This window comes from Bacillus sp. F19, assembly GCA_023823795.1.
Lineage (GTDB): Bacteria > Bacillota > Bacilli > Bacillales > Bacillaceae > Bacillus_P.
This window is the reverse complement of sequence record CP085710.1, coordinates 2,335,749-2,359,113: the sequence shown is the minus strand read 5'-3', so window position 1 is coordinate 2,359,113 and position 23,365 is coordinate 2,335,749. Positions and strand designations below refer to the sequence as shown.

General features: G+C 37.6%; 16 protein-coding genes and 3 pseudogenes. 4 read left to right on the top strand and 15 right to left on the bottom strand.

The window, feature by feature from the left end:
* Nucleotides 1-61: 61 nt before the first annotated feature.
* The 6 genes from LIT25_11935 to LIT25_11910 all read right to left on the bottom strand — a co-directional run bounded on the left by LIT25_11935 (nt 62) and on the right by LIT25_11910 (nt 8,704).
* Nucleotides 62-2,308: a DUF839 domain-containing protein gene (locus LIT25_11935; protein USK35932.1), complete on the bottom strand. Its 2,247-nt coding sequence runs from the start codon at nt 2,306-2,308 to the stop codon at nt 62-64.
* Between the two features lie 810 nt (nt 2,309-3,118).
* Nucleotides 3,119-5,602, bottom strand: coding sequence for a PQQ-binding-like beta-propeller repeat protein (locus tag LIT25_11930; GenBank protein USK36250.1), 2,484 nt, complete (start codon nt 5,600-5,602; stop codon nt 3,119-3,121).
* 176 nt (nt 5,603-5,778) lie between these two features.
* Entirely contained in the window at nt 5,779-6,870 is a 1,092-nt protein-coding gene (locus LIT25_11925; protein USK35931.1) for a HupE/UreJ family protein, read from the bottom strand.
* 246 nt (nt 6,871-7,116) lie between these two features.
* Nucleotides 7,117-7,266, bottom strand: a complete 150-nt coding sequence (locus tag LIT25_11920; protein USK35930.1) for a hypothetical protein — start codon at nt 7,264-7,266, stop codon at nt 7,117-7,119.
* Nucleotides 7,267-7,277: 11 nt separating this feature from the next.
* On the bottom strand, nt 7,278-8,090 hold the full coding sequence (locus LIT25_11915; GenBank protein ID USK35929.1) for an HAD-IIA family hydrolase: 813 nt from the start codon (nt 8,088-8,090) through the stop codon (nt 7,278-7,280).
* Between the two features lie 29 nt (nt 8,091-8,119).
* Complete coding sequence (locus LIT25_11910) at nt 8,120-8,704, bottom strand: glycerol-3-phosphate responsive antiterminator (GenBank protein ID USK35928.1); 585 nt, start codon at nt 8,702-8,704, stop codon at nt 8,120-8,122.
* A 491-nt stretch (nt 8,705-9,195) separates the two neighbouring features.
* Between LIT25_11910 and LIT25_11905 the strand changes: the two are divergent.
* A pseudogene (locus LIT25_11905) lies at nt 9,196-9,982 on the top strand (IS110 family transposase).
* A gap of 207 nt (nt 9,983-10,189) precedes the next feature.
* The gene (locus LIT25_11900; GenBank protein ID USK35927.1) at nt 10,190-11,767 is read left to right on the top strand and encodes a multicopper oxidase; all 1,578 of its coding nucleotides are present in this window, start codon (nt 10,190-10,192) and stop codon (nt 11,765-11,767) included.
* A 298-nt stretch (nt 11,768-12,065) separates the two neighbouring features.
* Here the strand turns inward: LIT25_11900 and LIT25_11895 are convergent, their stop codons facing one another.
* From LIT25_11895 to LIT25_11855, 9 genes and pseudogenes are all read right to left on the bottom strand, one after another.
* Nucleotides 12,066-12,509: a hypothetical protein gene (locus LIT25_11895; GenBank protein ID USK35926.1), complete on the bottom strand. Its 444-nt coding sequence runs from the start codon at nt 12,507-12,509 to the stop codon at nt 12,066-12,068.
* A gap of 42 nt (nt 12,510-12,551) precedes the next feature.
* The gene (locus LIT25_11890) at nt 12,552-13,229 is read right to left on the bottom strand and encodes an RHS repeat-associated core domain-containing protein (GenBank protein ID USK35925.1); all 678 of its coding nucleotides are present in this window, start codon (nt 13,227-13,229) and stop codon (nt 12,552-12,554) included.
* A gap of 154 nt (nt 13,230-13,383) precedes the next feature.
* On the bottom strand, nt 13,384-14,040 hold the full coding sequence (locus LIT25_11885) for an RHS repeat protein (protein ID USK35924.1): 657 nt from the start codon (nt 14,038-14,040) through the stop codon (nt 13,384-13,386).
* A 252-nt stretch (nt 14,041-14,292) separates the two neighbouring features.
* Nucleotides 14,293-14,742 carry a DUF3995 domain-containing protein gene (locus tag LIT25_11880; protein USK35923.1) on the bottom strand — a complete coding sequence of 150 codons (450 nt, stop codon included), beginning with the start codon at nt 14,740-14,742 and terminating at the stop codon, nt 14,293-14,295.
* A gap of 206 nt (nt 14,743-14,948) precedes the next feature.
* Entirely contained in the window at nt 14,949-15,359 is a 411-nt protein-coding gene (locus tag LIT25_11875; protein USK35922.1) for a hypothetical protein, read from the bottom strand.
* 86 nt (nt 15,360-15,445) lie between these two features.
* A pseudogene (locus tag LIT25_11870) lies at nt 15,446-15,667 on the bottom strand (glycoside hydrolase family 3 protein).
* Between the two features lie 354 nt (nt 15,668-16,021).
* Nucleotides 16,022-16,204 carry a hypothetical protein gene (locus tag LIT25_11865; GenBank protein USK35921.1) on the bottom strand — a complete coding sequence of 61 codons (183 nt, stop codon included), beginning with the start codon at nt 16,202-16,204 and terminating at the stop codon, nt 16,022-16,024.
* Between the two features lie 91 nt (nt 16,205-16,295).
* Complete coding sequence (locus LIT25_11860; protein ID USK35920.1) at nt 16,296-17,621, bottom strand: discoidin domain-containing protein; 1,326 nt, start codon at nt 17,619-17,621, stop codon at nt 16,296-16,298.
* Nucleotides 17,622-18,663: 1,042 nt separating this feature from the next.
* Nucleotides 18,664-19,824, bottom strand: a complete 1,161-nt coding sequence (locus tag LIT25_11855) for a DUF2515 domain-containing protein (GenBank protein USK35919.1) — start codon at nt 19,822-19,824, stop codon at nt 18,664-18,666.
* A gap of 90 nt (nt 19,825-19,914) precedes the next feature.
* Here LIT25_11855 and shc point away from each other — a divergent pair, with 90 nt between their 5' ends.
* Complete coding sequence (gene shc / locus LIT25_11850; protein ID USK35918.1) at nt 19,915-21,789, top strand: squalene--hopene cyclase; 1,875 nt, start codon at nt 19,915-19,917, stop codon at nt 21,787-21,789.
* A gap of 971 nt (nt 21,790-22,760) precedes the next feature.
* Nucleotides 22,761-23,365, top strand: a pseudogene (locus LIT25_11845) (IS3 family transposase).

Below are 23,365 nucleotides of genomic sequence, written 5' to 3'. Positions count from 1 at the left end.
TTCATGCGGAACAAGTTTGTAATCATCAACCACATTCTTGTTCATCCGTGATGTAATGAGTTTATTCCGTTTTCGATACATCCGACGAGCTAGATTGTACGGTAGCATCACCTGCAAACACGATTCGGGCACCTTCCGAGCCGTCCGGTAAGGTTATAGATCCACCACGTTTCGTAGTTAGTTGAATGGTTTCTACTCCATTGTCTACAGTGAGCAATTTTTCGGGAATCCCCATGCCATTTAAAGAATTTACAAGATTGGCCGTGACTGTATCGCCATCAGTGTTAACGGTGATTGATGAAGGTATAGGGGTATCTAGTACATCTAATATAATATCTGACTGATTTGTTTGAGCACCATCTGTCCCCATCGTGCGACCTTCTACGAATGTTGCACCTTCTTTATCTGCTCCAAAGTCATAGGAATGCGGCAAGATGATTCCTCCTGCATCATGAATAGCGACAATACTTTCCGGAGTATATTCGTCCTGTCTAGATCCAAAAACTGAATAATAAGCACCTTGCAGGTAGAGCATTCCCGGTGTCTCGTATTGGTTTCGGTTATAGATTAGCTTTGCCATTGGCTGTGCATGTTTAATTCTAATATCGCTTGAATTAAAGATTGATCGTTCTAAAACTCCATCATATTGTGCTACTAAATTAGCTAATTTTGCGGGATCAGTGATGCTTTTAATGTCGAACTCAATGCCTCCGCCAACTTGTTCTGCAAGCTCCAAAATTTCTTCCAAAGAAGCCGTTTGAGCGGGATCATATTCGCTTCCGCGCCATTGGTTGTTGTCAGCTACATTTAGTGCCCGTACCTCTTCAAAGGTCATTTCGGAAAGGGGACCTGTACCGTCCGTTATTGCATCGACTGTCGAATCATGGAATGCTACGTATCTGCCATCTTTCGTTTCTCGAACATCAACTTCAACCATATTAGCACCATATGCATAAGCGTAACGATAGGAATCGAGTGTATTTTCTGGTGCTAGCCAAGGTGCTCCACGATGTGCTGAAATAATTGGATCTTCCACTCCGCGATCCGGCGTTCCAGCATCGATCCAACGGTCAGGCTCCGGATTCAACTTTGAATTTGGCTTCTTTCGGATCACAAAGGTTTTATCATTACCGTCATTAGCATTTTTAACATTTATAAAAAGGTTCTGACCTTCGGAAGGAGCAAAACGCTCAATAGGGTCAAAATACAAGCCAGAAGGAACAGCTTTTGCATCAGAGAGAGTAGCAAAACGTTCAACCTTCTTGGCCAATCCATCCTTTTTCCTTTGATCGGTTGATGCAGCCCATATATCAGCTTGTCCATTTTTCTCGGCTATGAAAAGGGTTCCTTCACTATCAAAAGCCAAATAGCTTGGATTTTGAAATTCTTTTTTCTTCGCATTGTCTCCTGACCTCACAAAGTTACGCACAACAGGTGTTTCTGAGAGGGAGATGGAAAGGACGCGATTTTCGCCTTCAACTGAAACATAGAGCGCATTGTCCTTTATCACAAGGTCGGATGGCAGCTGATAAATGGCTGCACCTGCCTGTTTAGCTTGCAAACGAGTATTATTCTGGTCAATTGGGATCCACTCGGCACTTCCGGTATAATCCCCTAAATCTTTAGTAATACGCAAGACGTAAAGTTGCCCACTGGAAAGATCACCTACCTGATCAGGCACAAATCGATAAATATTTCCATTCTCATTATAATCAGTCAAATAGACATTTCCGTTTTCATCAAGATGGATTCCTTTGTGAGTGAAAGATCCCAATGCTGGAATTGGGGCTATCTCGCCGTTTGAGGGGTTAATTTCATATACCAATCCGCTTGAAGATTTAGAATTATAAGCATCTGAATGGTTTGCGATTTTCGGGCTTTCTGCGGTGAGTAAATTCCCCCAAGGGGTCCAAACCAATTCATCAAGGTTCTCCCAATCTTCGAGCTGAGCAAGTACTTTGGTCTCTTCTTTACCAGTTAGATCAGTAACACTGATGGCAGCATGATTGTCCAGTTGGTGGGTACGGTAAAGATATCTCCCTGCATTAGCACCAGTTTCGCTAATGACGTTTGTACTTGGATAATTAAGGAAATCCTGATCGACTTGTTCGCTCATAATCCATACTTGTTCGTAACCCTTTGTAAGTAAAAAGGGGGTTAGTGCTTGTTTGGAAGCTGAATCTATGAATTGAGGGAGCGGTTTGACATTTTGGGCATGTACTAATTCGGTTGGAAGAACGGATCCCCCCAACATGATTGCCGACAAAATACCTGTGACTATTGGAAGTTTAAACTCCTGTTTCTTCAAGTGTTATGCATCTCCTTTATCAAAATATTTGTTACGATATATTGTAAAAATACAATTGAAATTTTATATATTTTTATCTCAACTTTCGCACATAGAAAACCTTAATGATCCTTTGATATAGCTGGGTAGAGGCTCAAACCATTGTGTTAATTGACTGCTTATAGTATCTATGCTCAAAGGAACATTGCCATTCGACAGTGTTTTGAATAGTTCGAGTAGCTGTTGCAGCGCTCCCAACATATCGAGGTCCTTTATTTCTTCGCACAATAAGAAAAAGTATAGCTTTTATTCTCTGTTAAAAATAATGCAATGGAGTTGGAACATCCGCTCCATCTCCACTGCATAAAAAATCTAAAATTACGATTTGTCCTAAACTTCATAATTGGAAACTTTCATTTCTTTAATTTTGTTTTTTTCAATTAGGAGTTTTATTGATTTCAAATCCATCGAACAATTCACCTGTTGCAGTACGTGCTTCATATGAAAGTTTATTTCCATCAATCTTGACAATTTGGTATAGCTTAGTATCTGTTACAGATTTTTCAATCTCATCCCCGATCTCTTCCCAGTTTCCTCTGTCAAGTCATACATCTTAGGACCGGATACAGAAACAACAAATACAGTGTCACTCTTTTTGTTCGCAACATGATGATAAACTCTTTTTTGGCATTTGTTCTACCTAATATCCTATGTCATAATTAATAATAAATTGCGGAGTCCTAGAGTAGAGGCCACCTATTCATCGTCTCCACAATCGCCAATTTTGTGTATGAAATAGAAAAAGTTAAAGATCTTTGTTTTGAAATTGAATTAGTCTTTTTTCTTATCTTCTTTCTTATTTGTAGTGAATGCATATAGGTTACCGTCGAATGCACCCACTACGAGTGTGTTGCCAGAGATTGCAGGGGAAGATCCAACCCATGTACCGATTTCAAAGTCCCATTTCTTTTCACCGGTTGTACGATCTAAAGCATACAGTTTGCCATCGTTAGAACCGATATACAAGATATTGCCGCTGATCGCCGGTGAAGAGATAATGCCACCCTGTGTACGATAGCTCCATTGCTTCTGTCCTGTTACTGCGTCTAGAGCTGCAATGTTGCCATCCGGGAAGCCCATATATACCTTACCGTCCACAATAGCAGGCGAGGAACCGGTTGTGTCGCCAGCAATGTAAGAGCTGTCTTCACTCTTATAACGCCACAGTTCATTGCCAGTTGCAGCATCCAGAGCGACAACCAGTCCACCGCCGTATCCCATGTAGATACGTCCGTTATCAATGGCAGGCATGGAGTGCATCCAACCGCCGGCAGGTCTTTTCCTCCATTGTTCGGCTCCGGTTTTTGCATCAAAGGCAATTAAATAGCCTCCGTCAGCACCAACGTACACGCGTCCGTCTTTAACTACCGGAGAGTTTTCAGCAATCCAGTTTCCTGCGAGTTTGCTAGTCCACAATTCCTGACCAGTTTTCGCATCGAGCGCCATTAGGGCTCCACCGGTACCGGTACTGTAAGCTTGGTAGACAACTCCGTCAGCAACGGTAGGAGAGTAGTACATCCATGCGCGCTGTACTTCATCTTTGCCAACCGATTTCTCCCAGAGCTTTTCACCGCTCTTTGTATCAAGCGCGTAGAGCGTACCACGGATGGATGATGCATAGACGATTCTGTCCGCTACGGCAGGAGAGCTTTGTACCTGCGAATCTGCTTTGAACTTCCAACGTTTTTCCCCATCTTCCAAATCAACAGCTACAACGGTATTATTATCGCTGCCATTCTCATCCCTTGTACCTACATAAACGGTTCCATCCACAATGGCAGGTGATGACGTCAAGATGGATCCAGGTGTACGATGGCTCCATGCGAAGTTCAGTTCCGGTGCGAGAACGTCCAGAGCCTTCCCGGTATGCTGTGCGTTACCTTTGAACATCGTCCAGTCCTCTCCGCCTTTCGGTTCGCTTACACTATCTTCATCGACCACTTGGAACACAGAGGATTTTTCCCAAGTTTTCGGTGCATCATCGGTGATTTTCACATCAATTTGATGTTGACCCTTCTTTAAATCTTCAGCATCCCAATCAGCGACCCAGGTGAAAGCACTCGTTCGGTTAAGCTTCTTCCAGGAACGACCGTCAATACGGTATTTCGCTTCTTTCACATTGCTAGATGTGTTATATGCATTGATTTGGATCACCGTCTCATCTTGCGCGATCTTGCTGTTTGGTGCCGGATTGACAATCGTCAAGCTCTGATTCACGTCAAACATCTTAAACGGAGTCTCTGGCTTACCTCTCTTAAAATTGATGACACGGAATCCATTCGGAGTCTGGTCAATCGTGTAAGAGGCAGAGTTGGTTATGATATGTTTTGCACCCTTAATCGTATCGGCTGCCACATCGTTTACGTGTGTATGCCCCATCAGCACCATGCTTGTCTTATACTGTCCAAGCAGTTCAATAAATTTCTTTGTATTGTCCGGAGAAGGGGTTTGTGGTGTGTTCAAAGGTTTGTGAACGATTACAACAACCTCTTTTCCTTTGGCATTCAGCTCCAAATCCTGTCTCAGCCATTCCAGTTGTTGGGGATCACTGAATGCAACGTTGTTTTCCAATGTAACAAAGTGCTTATTACCGTAGTCATATGAGTACCACTCCGGTCCAAGAAGCTGGCGGTAGCGGTCAATACGGTCCTTGTACGTTGCACCTGCCGTTAAGTCATGATTACCGACAGCAGGAAATACAGGCAACTTGGATGTGGCAGTGGCTGCTCGGTAATCCTGAAACTCTTGATCTGTAGCCCGGTTGGTCAAGTCACCGCTAACCGCGATGAACGCCGGGTTCCCGGTTAACTCATTGGTTTGAGCTAGTTGGCCGCTGAATCGTTCCAGGTTATTGGTAGTGCCCGCTTGTACGTGTACATCGGCATAGTTGACAAAATTGAAATTAGGATTTTTGCTCTCCGGTTTAGGAAGCAAGCCGAAGTTTTGCTGACGATTCTCTTCCTCCTGTAACTGACCCAGCTGTTTGTAGAACTGTGGAGTCATGTACTGGTCAGTTGGAACACCGTATCCGGTTGGAATCGTTACGAAAACAAGATCGTTAATGCGTCTTTCGGTGTCTACTTTCAGTGTATAGTTCCCTTTTTCGTCTGTTTTGGTTATCTCCATACCATCAGAAACGCTTACGCCCTCAAGTCCCTTTTCGTTACCGTCTTGCTGACCGTTTCCGTTTTTATCTTCAAATACCACCCCTGAGACAACTGCTCTGTCCTCTTCCGCAAGAGCCGGCTTTATCATCACTGCTGCTGCGAGACCAACCATACTAAGTACAGCGAACGGCCGAACTATTTTCTTCCATCTTTCGAATTTGTCCATGTTTGGTTTCTCCTTCTTCTCAAAATTTCATTAAAACGTCTCTTCCAAAATAGATTTATTTTTGCCTGCATCCCCTCCTTCAAGCGTAATCCCTGCTCCTACGCTGCCAAAAAGCGTTCAAAGTACCACCAGAAACCAAACACTGCAATTACCGTGGTTGCCGTTCCCTGAACCCAACCTGACCATTGGAACCGGCGTACCAAAAATAAAGTCGGGAACAGCAATAGGATAACAAGAGCCTGACCTGCTTCCACACCTACATTAAACGATAGTATCGACAATAGGGTCTCCCAGGTCATGTCACTGGTTAGCTGCAAGGCACCGGCAAACCCCATTCCATGGAAAAGTCCGAATCCCAATACCACCCAAAGCCGATATTTGGAGGTCGGGAACAGAATGTTCTCGATGGCGACATACGCGATACTCAATGCGATCAGAGGCTCTATGATATCCGGCGGTATATTTAGCAGATTCAGTGCCGTTAGGCCCAATGTTACACTGTGTGCCACTGTAAACACGGTGACCACTTTAAGCACATCAACTATTTTTCTGGAACCTAACACAAGCGCAATAACAAAGAGAATATGGTCGATCCCAATCATGATGTGATGAAAGCCAAGATGAATAAAACGAGATACCTGTCCGAAGACGGTTCCTTTACCTACCTGCAGCTGTCTGTCACTCGCATTGAAAATAAACTGTCCTTTATCCCCGCCAACTTCATAGCTCACAATATTTCTATGCATGGGATCGTTGTCGTCAAAGAAGATACTGTAATCAATATGGATTGATGTCGAGCTGCTGCTGGAAATCGGGTAATCTATTGTGATGTGTGCGTACTCCCGGTCCAGTTTCTTCTCCACATCTGTGTTCGATATGTATCCTTCCGCTTTAGCCCCGTCGATAAATACCTCCAGTCGCGTTTCGAGGTATTCAGCCACGTCTGTTTGTTTGTTCTGTAAAGCTGTTTTCAGTTCGCTTTGCGGGACACCGGGTTGAACTCCCAAATCTACGACCCGCCCGAGTTCAAAAAAGTCAATATATAGATCGTAATGCAGAGTATCATTGTTCACAGTCACTTTGGATTGACCTTCACTGTTGTCCGTGTGAGCCCATGCCTTCCCAGGTATTGAAGCTGCCATTATCCATATACATAAGATCACAAACCAACACTTTATCCATGTTTTCACTTGATTCACACCTTCACTTCTTTGATTTAATAGTTTTTTTCTATTAACTAGATTTTACAAATAGTTGTCATCGGGAAAGGAATGACCGTGAGAAATCAGATTATTTACATTCTGGCGGAATGTCCTCCCTGTTCATCCGCTTACGAATTAAGAATTTTCGAATATTTCCCAACGCACAATAACGGATTCTGGTACAAATATTGTACGATCTTGAAAATTCATACAGATATCTAACCAAATCGAGGTTTACGCAGTAATTCCAAATAATTGAAGGATGAACTCCATTTGATTTTGGACAGACTTGTTCCGTAAAATTTTCAACCTTACTCCCTGTATATCTGTAAATGGATTGTCGCCTAATAATACAGGAAGCGGGTTTAAAACATTTTTTTCCATAATTATTTCTCCTATTCTTTACTGTGAGTCGTAATTACTATTTCAGCTAATTCTTTCATTGATCTACATGTTAAATCTGGCTGATAACCAAGTTCGTTTGGAAAAGACTGACCGTGAGAAATCCAAAAAGTCTTTAACCCTGCAGCATGTGCTCCCTCAACATCGGTACAGGGATTATCCCCTACCATTACACAGTTATTTAGGGTAAACCCTGTTTCCTGAACAATTTTATTAAAAGGATAGATAAAAGGTTTGCCAACTACTTGTACTTCTTCTATCCCCGCTACTGCTTGAATTGCAGCAATTAGAGCGCCTGTTTCTGGAACTCTATTCCCATCTTCCCCAGGGTGATATAAATCAAGGTTAGTAGCTATTAATTTCGCCCCGTTCATCACATATCGAGCACTTTTATGCAATGTGTCATAAGTAAATGAAGTATCTCGACCTACTGCAACAAAGTCATATGAATCTTCTTTGTCAGAGAGGCATATCTTATGTCCTTGCACTTGAAGAGATTCCTTTAACTGCTCTGTTCCAATAGGTAGTACATTTACTGAACCATAATTTTCAAATAAGTATTCCCCTATTAATTCTGTCGCTACTAAAATCGTAGTTTTTTCAACTGGCAGCCCCATATTAATTAATTTTTGGCGAATTGTTTCTGCTTGATCAGTAGAGTTATTACTTAGAAAAAAAATTTTCTTATCTGAATCAATCAAATAATTAAGTAACTCTTTAGAACCCTCGTAAACTTTGTTGCCTAAATATATGCATCCATCTAAATCAAAAATAAATGCTGATATTTTATTTACATTCCATTTCATGCAGAGTAGTCACAACCTTTATTAGTACTTTATAAAATGCTTAACTCAAGTTTTAATTTCCAAAGTTCAGATGCCCCTACAGCTACTGCATTTGAACCTGCTCCCAATCCTTCTAAAATCTCTTCGTGCGATTTAATAAGACCGGCCGAAATAATTGGATACGGGCAAGCTTTACTTAGATCTTTAATAACTCTTGGCATTAATCCTGGCATTATTTCAATCGCATCTGGTTTGGTTTCCATTATATTTCGAACACCAGATGTAAAAGCATGGGTATCAAGAAAAAATAGATGTTGTATAGCAATTAGCTCTTCTTTTTTTGCTACTTTGATTAAATTACTTTTCGTAGTTATTATTCCATCAGGCTTAATCTCACGTGCTAAATACTTGATTCCCTCTTTATCTTTCGCAATCCCCTTCATTAAATCGACATGAAGGAAAATGCTCTTTTTATGTTGTTTAGCGGTATCTACACAATGTTTAATATTGAAAATATCGCCCGTCATTAAAAAAATAACTTGAACATTTGATTTCGATGCATCTTCAATCTGTTTTACATCTCTCACGGCGGCCACAATTGGATTAAATTCAAAAAGTTGTTTTATGTGGTCCATAGTTCCTCCTTATTTTTCCTGTTATAACTGGCGATGAACCTATTGTTTTAATTTTCGAGAAAAAAGAAAATCCCAAATATAATGAGGTTCAACATATACATCTAAATTCGTCAATAAATTGACAAATTAAATAATACATACGATTCGAACCTTCAATATATTTGGGATCTCTCCTGGTCTCCGCCCAATTACATCTTAGGATATTTATTTTTAAAGTAATTTTGACAAAATAGGAATTATCATTAATAATGCGAATTAATTTTAAATAATAATTCTGTATGTTTAGATAATACCAATAGTTTATTAATCCAAAATTAACTATATTTAAACTTCATGTAAATTTATTGCTAAATTTTGGAGTTAGTATAGTTTAATGGGTTCAAGTGAAAACACGGAATTAACATATCCCTCATTTCTGTTCTTTGGATTTGAGTCAATATTTTGGACACTAAAAAGTTAAATCTCGTTCATCCCCTACTTTAATGCATAAAAAAGTGGAGTTTTATGCAGCAGTACTTGATCAGGTTTCCCTGAGTATCGTGGAGTTTTTGGGGACTTATATTCGGTGGTTTCTTTACTTACATTATTAGAATATCCTACATCTGAAGAAGTTTTAGCAGCTAGTGAAGAAACTTTAGCATCTACGATCGACGAACAATGTAAAAGTCGTTCTAGCAAGTGGGCAAATACAAAGGCAAAAAAACTTATAGATGCCGCAGCTCAAAATCCCTTTCAGAAAACCCTGTATCAGAGCCATATTTTAACCCTAGAAATGTATATCAAGATGCTTCTAGAATACCAATAACACCTATCCAAGTTAGAAAACGAGATAGATGCTTTGGCAAAAGAAATTGAAGAATATAAGATTATCCAATCAATCCCTGGTATCGGAGAAAAATCGCTGCAACGGTTATTTCTGAAATTGGTGAGATTGATAGGTTTAATCGCCCTAAAAAACTCGTAGCATTTGCCGGAATAGACCCTAGTATTTTTGATTCAGGTAGATTCAAAGGAACGGTAAACAGGATAACCAAAAGAGGCTCGAGTAGATTACGGCATACCCTATATATGGCTGTTCGATGTGCCATACGTGATTGTCGGAAAAAGAAAACGACTGATGAAATTATTCCTCGTAATAAGAGATTACGTGAGTTCTATGATAAGAAACGTGAAGAAGGAAAGCCCTATAAAGTAGCTGTAATAGTTTGTGCTAATAAGCTATTACAATGGATTTATGCACTTTTAAAAAGTAATTCAACTTTCCAAGATATAGCTTAAATAAAAAATATAACTAAATAACACAAAACCTTCCAATTTAATGCACTTTTTAGTATATTCATGTTTGATTTTAACTTTTTATTGGAAAAAGTTGACAAACTATTAGCTGGTTTAGTTGCATAAGAAGCATACGTAAAGACATAATGAACAAGTTCACTTTCATAAGCTTAACTAAAAAGTTCTTAATAGTAAGGAGGGGTTTCTTCTATGCCTGAAAAGGTAAAGCTGCAAAAATTCGTGGATGAACTGCCTATTCCAAACACTTTCTCTCCTAAGAAGCGAAATAATAATAGTTCATATTACGAAGTGACCATGATGGAGTTTTATCAGAAGCTACACAGAGACCTTCGACCAACCCGTTTATGGGGTTATGAAGGAACATTTCCAGGTCCTACGTTCGAAGTAATGAAGAATGAAATCGTGTATGTTAAATGGATGAATAATCTGCCCAATATGCACTTTCTTCCCGTTGATACAACGATTCACGGTTCCGAAATCACTCTTCCAGAGGGTAGAAGCGTTGTTCATTTACACGGAGGAAGAACGCCTGCTCATAGTGATGGTTACCCCGAAGCATGGTTTACAAGAAATTTTGAACAAACAGGTCCTTTATTTGAACGAGAGGTTTATACATACCCAAACATTGAGCGAGCCACAGCGTTATGGTACCACGACCACACGGTGGGAATTACAAGATTGAACATTTATGCGGGACTCGCAGGATTCTATCTCATACGAGACGAGAATGAACAAGCCCTTAATCTTCCAAAAGGAAATTATGAAATCCCTCTGTTAATTGTAGACCGTTCATTCAACTCAGATGGATCACTTTTTTATCCAAGCGAACCGTCTCAAACCAACACAAGTCAACATCAAACCAATACAGGTCATTCACAACAAAATAATGCATCTCTTCCTCTTCCTCATCCTTCTCTTGTCTCACCTTTTGATGCGGATACCATTCTGGTAAACGGGAAGGTTTATCCATTTCTGGAGGTTGAACCAAGAAAATACCGCTTTCGCATTCTAAACGCATCCAATAGCCGAATCCTTACATTAAAATTGGACTCTGGTCAGCCTTTTTATCAAATTGGAACGGATGGCGGCTTTCTTGAGACAATGGTAAAAATAAATAAATTTATACTCATGAGTGCCGAGCGTGTAGATGTGATTATTGATTTTTCTCAATACTACGGTCAAACCATGATTCTCAAAAATGTCACAAAGACTGCATACCCCGAGACAACAGATGTAATGCAATTCAAAGTCACGGTTCCACTAAGAAGCACAGATACCAGCTCCATTCCGAATTATTTAGGGGGAATTGAACGGCTTTCTCCATGGATGGCAACGAGAACAAGAGATTTAACACTAGTTAGTCTAAAGGATCAATATGGCAGATCATTGAATTTACTGGACGGTAAAATGTGGATGGATCGCATATCGGAAAGGATACAGGTAAACACCGTAGAAGTATGGCGAATCATCAATATCATAGATGATGACCCCCACCCCATCCATCTGCATTTGGTCGACTTCCAAATTCTTGGACGGCAGCCTTTTGACGTTTCTCATTTTATAAATACAGGAAAACTTATCTTTACAGGACCACCCATTCATGCTAAACCGTATGAAAGGGGATTAAAAGATACAGTTCAAACTCCATTTGGTTACGTTACCTTCATTATAGCCCGTTTTGGACCTTTTACAGGGCGGTATGTGTGGCATTGTCACATGCTTGAACATGAAGATTACGAAATGATGCGTCCAATGGAGGTTTTTTAAAGTATAGGACTGGTGGATGATTCCGAATTACAGTTATCATTGTTTGATTTGGGTAATCCAAAACGTAGTCGTTTAGGGTATACCATGGATGAGATAAGAAGTAAGCATGGTTCTGCTTCTTTATTAAGAGCTGTATCATTTACCAATGCGGGTACTGCTCTCCATAGAAGTAAATTAATCGGTGGTCATAAAGGTTAAAATGCTTGGCAATCGTCAATCTCTTTTTGTGTTTATCTTTCTGATTCGGGTGCAGTTTACTTTCATTTGAGAGTAAGGTGTTTTTCGTTGAAAACTTTTACTAGGAAGAATTTTGTTCAATCATTTCTGTTACATAACTATATAAATCTTTATATTCGAAGTTTCCTAAAAAGTAATTGTATACTTCATACATTGGCACTATCATACGATTATTTTTTTTTGAGTATATTACTTGTTGTGTTTTAATGTAATCATTAAAATTATGAGCTTTAGGAATGAGGTGCTCGACTGTAGTATACTCGTACCAATGGTAATCATCGTTAATATTCTTTCTAATTACTTCTCCAATATATGCACCAATTCGAATAGAAAATGTATTTACATTTTTATTTAACAAATCTGTTCCTTTTAACCTATTAACATATTCATTTACTAAATAAAGGCTTTCATTACTATAATTCAACTTTTCTCTTGTAAGATTAGTTTGATCCCATTTATCTTCTGAAACATCTTGATACATTAATTCTGCTAAGCCTTTAACCATGTAATTTTCCCTTTTTAAAAATAGAAACAATTTAATCACCCTTTAATACCAATTGAAGTATCCATTATTTCTAAATCTATCACGAGCATCTAGCTTTCCAAATATATATCCACCAGGATTTTTATAGAAAGAAGCTACTCCTACCGCTGTAGTTAGTATCCCTACAACCTTACTAGAGATAGCATTTGAAATTCCTCTAGCTCTCATAGATTTTTTAAACTTCCTAAAGAAAACAGTTTCCTTACTCTTTGCTAGTTGTTTTTTTGATAATTGCTTCAAAACAACCTTTACCCCTTGCCCAATTGCCCCCGCCGACAAGAATATAACTGCGTTAATAGTTGCTGAAAGAAAGGGCCTTGAATTCCACCAAGCGTTCTTCCAGTATCTCCCTTCAGGATCTATGAACATTACAGGGTTGTTCTTTGTATACGTATACCCATTTTGAGATATCGGTTCACTATCATCACCTGGGTGTGGATCTAGAGAATTAAAATTTCCATTTTCAGGATTATAATAACGAGCTTGGAGATAATAATGCTGTGTTTCAGAATCATAATAATACCCCGCATAGCTTATCGGGTTACCCTTAGCATAACCGGTTTCACTAAGTATATTTCCATAAGCATCATAGCTATATGAGCCCACTTCATTGCCTGATCTAAAATTGATATTACATCTCCCCGATGATTTGTCCAGAAATGATATGTTTTCTCTAACCAATCACCATTTACATCTTTTTCACGAATAATCATCCCTAAAGGCTTATATCCATCCCATTGATAATAACGATATTGGACGATTTCACTGTTAGCACGGATGATTTCAAATGAAAGGTTACCAGATTCATAGTAATATTCGTGTGCTTTATTTCCAACTATTTTCTTTGTACGTAAGCCTTCCTCGTCATATCCATAGCGACTTCTTCATTTTGAAGTGTTGTGACGCGAGTTAGCTGATCAAGAGCATTGTATTCATAGTTGAATTTTTCATCATTAATCAAATTTCCATCCGCATCATATTTATATGATACTCCATTTTTGGTAGCGATTTGGTTCCCATCATTGTAAGTAAAGTTATTTACTTCTACACGATTTTGTAAAAAATTTTGACGATTTCCTACCTCATCATAAATGTATTCATTCGTTGATCCGTCTGGTAATTCCTCTTTTTTCAGTTGATTGTTCGCATCATAAGTAAAGATTGTTATCCCTTGTGGTGTCGTTTCTTTAGTTATGTTGCCAGAACGATCATACTCATAGGAGTAAGTAACGTCTAATGTAGAGTTAGAATACTTGATGAAATCTAATAAATTACTATCTTTGAAACTGGTTTCTTTTGCAAATAACCCATTGTTTATATTCGTATTTACTTTATTATTTTGCAAATCATATGAATAATCGTAGGAAAATAGTTTCGTACCATCAATTGAAGCCGAAAATATATCTGGTTTCCCTTCTTCAGTATAGCTAAAATCTTGATTGACCCTCCAAGGCTGATCATTTTCTTCCTGGCAAAGAATATGTTGTTCCACAGCCTGATTAAGAAGGTGTAGCTTTGGAATAAAGTTTGATCAAATTGATACTAATAACCTTGATAAACGAACAAAAAAAAGAGCGTGTTTTGAAAAAAAGATTGATCAAAACACGCTCTTAATATATCAATTGAATCATTCATTTATAAAAAAGTTTGATCATTTCTGTAATCCTTCCTCCATTAAAGCGCCCGTTTCTGGAAAATCGTTTCAAAGAACTTATCAAAGAAAGTCCCTTGGTAATTGACCAAATTATATTCTTTTAATGGAAAAGAAGTAAAAAATTCCACCGGCCATCCAAAAAGGTTCCCAAAAAGCTAACCTCCAAAACGTTGCATATGAATCTAAGTCAAAATCTAAAATATTAAACGCACTTAAAGTAATCGTGACGAAATTAAGTAAGCCATACAAGAATAATAAAGCTCCCACAATTTTTGTCACGTAGTAAAGCATTCTGGTTATTATAGGCTTCTTCCATTGAACAAGAAGCATCAACAATAATATCGAGCCAAGTAATTTAATTAAACCGGTAAACCATACAAGAATGACGAACGAGGGGTCCGGGTTTAAGGACATCTCGTAGATGGACCCTCCTAGAGACCTAACACCAAGTAGGCCACCCATTGCCCAATAAAAACTCATACCGGAAAAAATAACAGTCCAAACAATGCCCATAGCTATGAACCAATAATTCTTCTTCAATAGAAGACACTCCTCTAGTTTTCCACTTCTATTCCCTCCAGCTATTCACAAAACATAAATTCAGAATACTACAATAAATATAAACCTTCCACCAGCTATTCTCATTCGTTGAACAACACAATCCTAGTCACTTACAATAAAGATGTTTAATCTAATACTATAGAAGGTGATTGTGAATCCCCGATTATGCTTTTTGAGCAATACATTTATTTGTTTTTTTCCATCAAGTGACTAATCACCATTTTTACATTACTTGTACCTTCCTTAATGTCATCAAAGATCATAGAAAGAAGGGTAAACCAAGAAATTTCCTCGTTGTAAGGATTATTTTTATTGATGTACTTCAATACTTGTTTCAGCTCCTTCATTCTCGTGTCATCCAAGTGACCATGTAGGTATGTTTTTACAAATGCATTCAAAAGATTGGTATTTCGTATACTTGCATCCAATAAAAGAGCTGTCGCTTTTGATGGAGTGACATCTAATGCGTATGACAGAGAAAACACGTCTTCATAGGCGGATTGCGTTAAACGTGTGGTAATTCTTTCGTTTTTACCTGACTGGTATTTCCTTTGTAGAGATTCTCTTCCTAAGTCTCCCATATATACGGTATTCAAAAACTTCAAGTCCCTCCTGAAATAATTTGAAAGGTAGTCCATCACCTTTCTGGACTGCAATCCTTTTTCACAAATAATTTCTGCTATGTTAGGATTGGTTTGGAAAGGGTTGCAGGAAGTCCTGAGTCATCAAGAGCAGGTACAACGATATGACCAGTCATAATCGCATCAATGCCAGCTCCAATGGCTTTTTTAAACGGTTTTAAATCTACATTTTGAAGTGTCTTTAAATCGTGATTAATAATCGGCAGCCCATAGTGTTAGTCTACGGCTGTATCACCGTGCCCAGGGAAATGTTTCGCTGTTGCAAACTAATTATGAGTACTGCTGCACCTTGAATTTTCAAAAATTGCTTAAAGTCACTGATAATTGTTATGTTTTTAGCACTTCCTCTAAAGGGTATTAAATAGATGACTATTTATATTCGCTAACTTAAAGATAATACCAGTTTTTTTTAACATTTATTCATACTTAAGAAAACTTTTAATCAATCTTGAATTGTTCTACCTAATTTGTTTGGAAACTGATCCTACCAATAGCTTTGAACAAACATAACTGCAACTTTTAGTAAAAAAACGTTTCTGCTTATACAGAAACGCCTCCTTTAGCTCAAGATGAAAAAATCCACCAAAATGAAAGCTTGATTGGTCGGGTTTTATTTTCTATGAAGTTGTGTACCAATAAACTCCAAAGTAATTATTTTCCGTCTCCATTACAAAAAATACTTCATTCCATTCTGGCACATCGACATATGAACTCCTAATTGAATTATCAAGGAAAATAATATGTTGTATTAAATTTGAAAACCTGTTCCTCCCAATTATTCTCCATTTTCCTTTAGCCACAAAAGCCATCCTTTCCTTGGATGGCTTATTTTAATATATATGTGGACTTATTTATTTCCAGTCTTCTACTTCTTTATGATTATCATTAAAACTAGTTTCCGTAAATTTCGAATTCGTAAATTCGTGTAACATTGTCTCTTCCGGCATTTACAATGTTTAACTTCACATAGCGGGCGGACACAGGAGCTATTTCATGCAATGTTGAATTAGAAGTGTTTCCGGTTACTTCTACTACTCTAGTCCAATTGGTTCCATCTTCACTTACCTCAATGTTGAAGTCTTTCGTATTTAATCCCGGATCCTCTCCACCCATTCCAGCATGTTTAATGATAAAATCAGATACGGCTTGAGGTGATCCTAGGTCAACCTGAACGAATGCCGGTACTGTTTTAGAACAAAATTTACTGTTATTATAGATAGTTCCGTCAAATGCATTTCCGGCTGCTTCCGCTTGATTGCAGGCTGTTGTGCCGATTGTCGTTTTATTTAACGCTAAATTTTCTGCGTACTGACTAGGTTCAATGGCTAAATCTGCAATGACTGGAAAATGATCGCTAGGAAACTGCCCATTTTTTGTATAATCATTTATTTTGGCTTGTTTCACTTTTAAATTACCTTTATAAAAAATGAAGTCAATGATGTTACCCGGTCCGCCACCTGTCGGATCCTTTAAACCGTTAAAGGTACCGAGGTTTTCTCCAATCTTTGTTTCAGCCTGTGCCCAAGCATCTGTAAATCCGCCATCGTTAATGATGGTATGATAAGGTATGGAATTAGATTTGCTATTAAAATCCCCTGTAATGATAACTGGCAAGTGTGGTTCAAATTCGGATAATTTTTCAACTATTAATTTTGCACTTTTTTCTCTCGATTCTGCTGAACTTTGGTCTAAGTGAGTGTTAACGAAATAAAACTCTTGCTTTGTTTTTTTATCCATAAATTTTACCCATGTGACCATTCGGTTATCCCATTTTTCACCCCATGTGGTTGAGCCAATAACGTTTGGTGTATCAGACAGCCAGTAGTGATCGTATTCCAACGGTGAAAAACGTTTTTTGTTATAAAAGACCGCCATGTATTCGCTTTTGCTGCCGCCTCTTCTTCCCTCTCCAATCCAGTCATATTGAGGCATATCCTCCTCCATATCTTTCAACTGGTGAAAGAGGCCTTCTTGAGTTCCGATAATATCCGGTTTTTCTAGATCCAACAGTTGAGCCATAACAGGTCGTCGGTCTCCCCATGAATTAGGGCCTGAGGCATTAGCGTATCTTAAGTTATAGCTCATTACTTTTAACTGTGTCGAATTAGAGGTAGTATCTTGTTCCACATCTTCTTCAGCAGTAGCTAGCGACATTAACGGAAATATTACCATTGTGATCACCATCAAAAATGATAAAGCTGCTTTTAATTTGTTCACTATTTATCCTCCTATACAATATTCGTTTTACCTTGATTAGGAACCTCCACTCCCTCGTCCTCATTGACCAACGCGTTAGGTAAGTTTTTAGGAGTTGGATTCACAGGTTGTACATAAAAATAATATCTATAATTTGTTAAATTAAGAGCATTGTTTTGTTTATGCTTTGTAAATGTTTTTCACGAAACAAAAAACTTAAAGCTCCTTCCCAATCTCTAAATATTTTAACTGCCAAGTGTTATTCAATTATCTGGCCCTTTTGTGGAGTAACATACTAGGGTTTACATCATCGACAAAACAAAAAGAAAAATCCTGTTTAAATTAATACAGGATTTTACTCAAACTTTATATGGGGTACCGCCAAGGGTACCGCCAGCAAAACGCGGAAAACGTACGCTAAGCAAAATTCGACGCACAAATAGCCGATCTTCTGTACGTTAAGATGATTCGGCTTATTATAGAATTATCGTCCCGAAAAAGAGAAACAACGTTAAGTTTTTTTAAATAGTTTTAGATATATACCTGGTGAGTAGATTTATGAGGTTCTCCTTGTCTTTATTCTTTTTTATTTGAAATAAAAGGTACATTCATCAAATAAATCTATTGAAAATAAAAGTGAAAGAGTCTTTTGGTTTCTAAGGCGTTCCTTGCTATTTAACGGAAATATGATGAAAACAAAAGGAAAAGCTTCCAAACGACGATGAAAAATAACATATATCCAAAAAAAGAATAAGCATGATTCCATTTCGTGTAATGTATAAACCATCCTAATTGTTCAGTAAATTGTTCTATAAAAAATATAACAACACTAATAATAAGTATCATCATAAAACGTTCAAATGGTTGGACCCGTTTAGCAAAAAACAAAAAGAGAATCGTGAAGAGCGGAAGGATAAATAAAGTAAACACAATATTAATTGTAAATATTTCAGGGAAAAGCCTAACAGGAAAGTGATAAATTCCTTTCCCAACAAAAATTAAATCTAAATAAGTCCCAACTAATGAAGCGAATAGAGCTACTGTTATATATGCATAAAGATCTTTACTCCTGTCTGAGAAAGATCGCCTTTTTTGCAATGATGGCAAGCTCGATTTTTTCAATCGTTTTACAGTACTCATCATAAATTTCCCCACCTGTGTATTTTTCTTCTTCTAAATAATCGACAATTCTCCAATCATCAAACCAGTCGCCCTTATCAGCTTCTGGATGATCAACATTTTTCCAAGCAAATTGCAATGTGGGACTATAGATACGCTGTGCTCCTTTTTTAAGTTGGCACTTTTTTGTTCTTCGTCTGTAAATGGACCCTGGCAGCGATTCGTTAACACGATGAAACAGATGATCCCAATAATCTTTTCTAGAACCTGTATGAGGATGGTTGTTAGCCCAAATCAAAACACCTTGGAAGATAGATTCTTGCTGAAAAAGTAATGAATATAATCGCTTTCCTAACATGATTCGCTCATGAAGCGAATCAAAATGTTGCAGAGTTTCTCCACTTAAGTTTGGTTTTTTTGCCTTTCCGTTTTTATAAAATGGAAAAATTATATGATTAAAACGCAAAAAATCATATAGCTTAAATCCAATTGTATTTAATACCGTTTTTTTGAAATGATGATTTTGAATAACGCTTTTTTCTAAATAACTTTGTTCGTTAATAACTGTCGCGATGGCTAAAAGATAGCAGTCGCCATGCTCCCAAAAATAATTCCATATCGTTTCCATAAATATTGAAACATTGAAGTAGGGAAGAAGATAAAAAAGGTTTTTATTGATTTTTAAACTTTGCTTATACAGTAAAAATTGCGGATAAACGTCTTGAAATATTAACCAATTTCCTCGTTCTAAAAATAAAAAGAAATTACTTTGTTCTTTTTCAGACAACAACCTTGTAAGGAGATCGCCTTTTAAATCTGTCATATGCCAACCGCCGTTTCGTGATACCATATGGCCTAATAAAGCCCAGTGGATTTCAGGGTGCTGTAGAAAAAAATCAAAATAAGCCTGTGTTCTGGTGACATTATTTACATTTAATTTATTCGTCATTTCTTTAATATCGTTAATTAGTTTTCTTTCATCTTTTGTCAGCTTTAAATCTGTAAAAGAGCTTGGTTTATTTTTGCTTTTTTTCTTCAATTCTTCTTTTATTTCTAGATGAGATTTTATCGTCATTTTCTTTATTTCGAAACGGCCGATAGCCATCCATTTCCCTCCCGTCTTACGAATGCGCTTGCGTTGAAAGGAATATAAATATGAAAAACTGCTTTTAACAAAGAGAGGGTTAACAATTATATGAAACAAAAAGTTGAAGCTGAAATAAACCGGTTGGTTAACATTCTTATAGAAGAACAGAACCCCGACGGATCATGGTCCTATCCGTTTGAAACGGGTATTTCAACTGATTGTTATATGATCATCTTATTACGCACATTAGAAATAAATGATGAAGATTTAATCCAGTCGCTGGTGCGTCGGATTGTTAGCAAACAGGGGGAAAATGGGGCCTGGAAGTTATTTTATGATGAAGAGGGAGGGAACCTTACGGCAACCGTTGAAGCCTATTATGCGCTCCTTTACTCAGGTCACCGAACAAAAAATGATCCGGAGATGCACATAGCAAGACAATTTATTTTGAAAAACGGTGGGTTAAATGAAATAAATATGTTTACAAAAATCATGTTAGCTCTTACAGGACATTATAAATGGCCGCAACATTTTCCTATTCCGGTTGAGATTATGCTTTTGCCGATTTCTTTTCCAGTGAATTTCTTTGACTTTTCCGTGTATGCAAGAGCAAATTTAACTCCAATATTAATTGCTGCTGATTATAAATTTAGTATGAAGACAAAACGTTCTCCGGATATATCCGATTTATTTTTAATAAGAAGCGATGATGATTGGGAAATGGAGTTGAATGATTGGCGGTCCTTCCTTTCGTCAATTCAACAAGGAATAAAGAGTCTTATAGGGTATCCGCGTGATCTCCATCAGATGGCCTTAAATCGCGCTGAGCAGTATATGTTACAGCGAATTGAGTCGGATGGAACGTATTACAGTTATTTCAGTTCTACGTTTTTAATGATTTTTGCTTTAATGGCACGGGGCTATTCGAAACAACATCCGATCATTACCCGGGCTGTTCAGGGGTTAAAATCGTTTAAGACCAAAATTGATAATCAAATTCATATTCAGTATACGACGTCAACCGTTTGGAATACGGCCCTAATTAGCTATTGTCTACAAGAAGCAGGGATTTCCCCTTCATCAGTAACGATTCAAAAGGCGAATCGTTACTTGCTGCCTAGACAGCATGATGTATTCGGTGATTGGGCTATCCATAATCAAACCTCGTTACCTGGTGGATGGGGATTTGCTGACATTAATACACTCCATCCTGATGTTGATGATACAACAGCCTCATTAAGATCTATTCGATCCCACGTTCTTAAAAACCCTGTCTATCGTCAAGCTTGGGATCGAGCGATTCAATGGGTGATATCCATGCAGAACGATGATGGAGGATGGGCTGCGTTTGAAAAAAATATTGATAAATCTTTTCTTGCTTGGCTGCCTGTTGAAGGAGGAGGAACATTGATGCTAGACCCTTCAACACCAGATTTAACAGGGAGGACATTAGAATTTTTAGGAAATTTCACTCATTTAAATCAATACCATCCTTTTGTAAAACGTGGTGTTAAATGGCTGCTTCAAAATCAGAAAAAGGATGGCTCTTGGTATGGTAGATGGGGGATTTGTTATATTTACGGAACATGGGCAGCTGTTACAGGATTAGTAGCAGTAAACATACGCAAAGATCACCCTTCGATTCAAAAAGCAATCCAATGGTTATACAAAATTCAAAACCAAAACGGTGGATGGGGTGAATCTTGTAAAAGCGACATAAATAAAAAGTATGTGACTTTAAATGAAAGCACTCGCACTCATACGTCATGGGCATTGGATGCGCTTATTACTGCGGAAAATGAAAAGACACCCGAAATTAATCGCGGGGTTACTTTTTTGCTTGAGACATCTGAAAAGATTGATTGGACAACAACATATCCGAAAGGTCAAGGTCTCCCAGGAGGATTTTATATTTATTACCATAGTTACGAATACCTGTTTCCATTACTTACTTTAATTCATTATAAGAAAAAATTTTGTTAAATAGGGGAGAAACATGCTTCCTGTCTCAATTTTTATAACTAAAAATCCAGAATTCCTTAGCAAAGGGAATTCCGGATTTTTTATGGGGTTTAAAAAATAGATATTTTTACTATATCGCCTAATAGTTAAAAATCATATCTTATCAATAAAGTTTGGTATGGTGTTAAAAAAATTTATTTTGGAGATTAATATGAAACCCTTCATTTAAAGTAATTCTTGAAAACGTCTTTTTTTTAGAATTTTCATCCATTATATTAACATACCTATAAAAAACCTTATAAATCAGGGAGATCCGATTTTTGTTTATCGCGATGTTAAAGGAACAAAGGGACCCGATTGACTTCCATAGCCCATAGGATACTGCATATTTTCCATAGGAGACATCATGTTTTTCATTGGATATGGCATGTGACCTACGTGATATGGCATGTGACTCATATGACATGGATCGTACACTGGACAACAAACATAGTGATGATGTGCATTTGTTTCACCTCTTAAAGTTTTTGATTTTAATAACGATCTAGCTCTAGTTCTCTCGCAATATCAGAAATAGACATTCCTCGCTTGTACATATCTAAAAAATCCCCTCTTGTAATCATGAACCATAGCTCCTCTCAAACCTATGGTTCTATTTTAATTGGGGATTTTTATTCCGGCTATATTGTGAATTTTAACATCGGCTTTAACAATCATAAACGTTTACTCCTTTTTTCTGTAAGTTTACTATATATACTAATACTTAATAAAATAATCTTTTATTCAAGTATACCATGGTAATTACCAAAATTTCTCTTTAAAAATATCATATGCACAATCCAAGCAAAATTCAAAAACACCTCCATAGACATAACATCAAGCCATTTCTTACGGTCGTAAAATTTTACATTATTGAATCGGCTACACTAAGTTAGACAATTATTTTAAGGTCAAGTAGACTAACGAAAACAACGATAAAAGGAGATTCTACTGTGACTAAACGAGAGCGCCGAACATTTACGCAAGAATTTAAAGAACAAATCGTACAACTGTATCTAAATGGAAAGCCTCGCAAAGAAATTATAAGTGAGTATGACCTGACTCCCTCCTCACTAGATAAATGGATCAGTCAACAACGCAACTCAGGTTCGTTTAAAGAAAAAGATAATTTAACGCCTGATCAAGTGAAATTGGCTGAGGTAATGAAGAGAAATAAACAGCTAGAAATGGAGAATGATATTTTAAAGCAAGCCGCGCTGATCATGGGACGAAAGTAAATGTGATTCGAAATAACGCCCACAAATACTCGGTATCAGCAATGTGTAACGTCCTCAAGATTTCAAGAAGCACATATTATTACGAAGAAAAAATTCTACCTCAAACAGATGAGGTAACCCTTAAAGTGATAGAAATCTTCCATGCCAGCCGCCAAAACTATGGCACGCGCAAAATTAAAGTGGAACTCCAGAAATGTGGATACCAGGTTTCAAGAAGACGGATTGGTCGAGTGATGAAAGAGCAAGGCCTAGTGTCCACTTATACCATTGCCCAGTTCAAGCCCCATGTCTCAACGTGTAATGAATCGAAGCAAAAGAAT

Coding starts and splice junctions, on each gene's coding strand:
- LIT25_11930 (USK36250.1), bottom strand. CDS start 5,602: ATGATAAAGCCGGCTCTTGCGGAAGAGGACAGAGCAGTTGTCTCAGGG.
- LIT25_11920 (USK35930.1), bottom strand. CDS start 7,266: ATGGAAAAAAATGTTTTAAACCCGCTTCCTGTATTATTAGGCGACAAT.
- LIT25_11915 (USK35929.1), bottom strand. CDS start 8,090: ATGAAATGGAATGTAAATAAAATATCAGCATTTATTTTTGATTTAGAT.
- LIT25_11910 (USK35928.1), bottom strand. CDS start 8,704: ATGGACCACATAAAACAACTTTTTGAATTTAATCCAATTGTGGCCGCC.
- LIT25_11900 (USK35927.1), top strand. CDS start 10,190: ATGCCTGAAAAGGTAAAGCTGCAAAAATTCGTGGATGAACTGCCTATT.
- LIT25_11895 (USK35926.1), bottom strand. CDS start 12,509: ATGGTTAAAGGCTTAGCAGAATTAATGTATCAAGATGTTTCAGAAGAT.
- LIT25_11855 (USK35919.1), bottom strand. CDS start 19,824: ATGGCTATCGGCCGTTTCGAAATAAAGAAAATGACGATAAAATCTCAT.
- shc (USK35918.1), top strand. CDS start 19,915: ATGAAACAAAAAGTTGAAGCTGAAATAAACCGGTTGGTTAACATTCTT.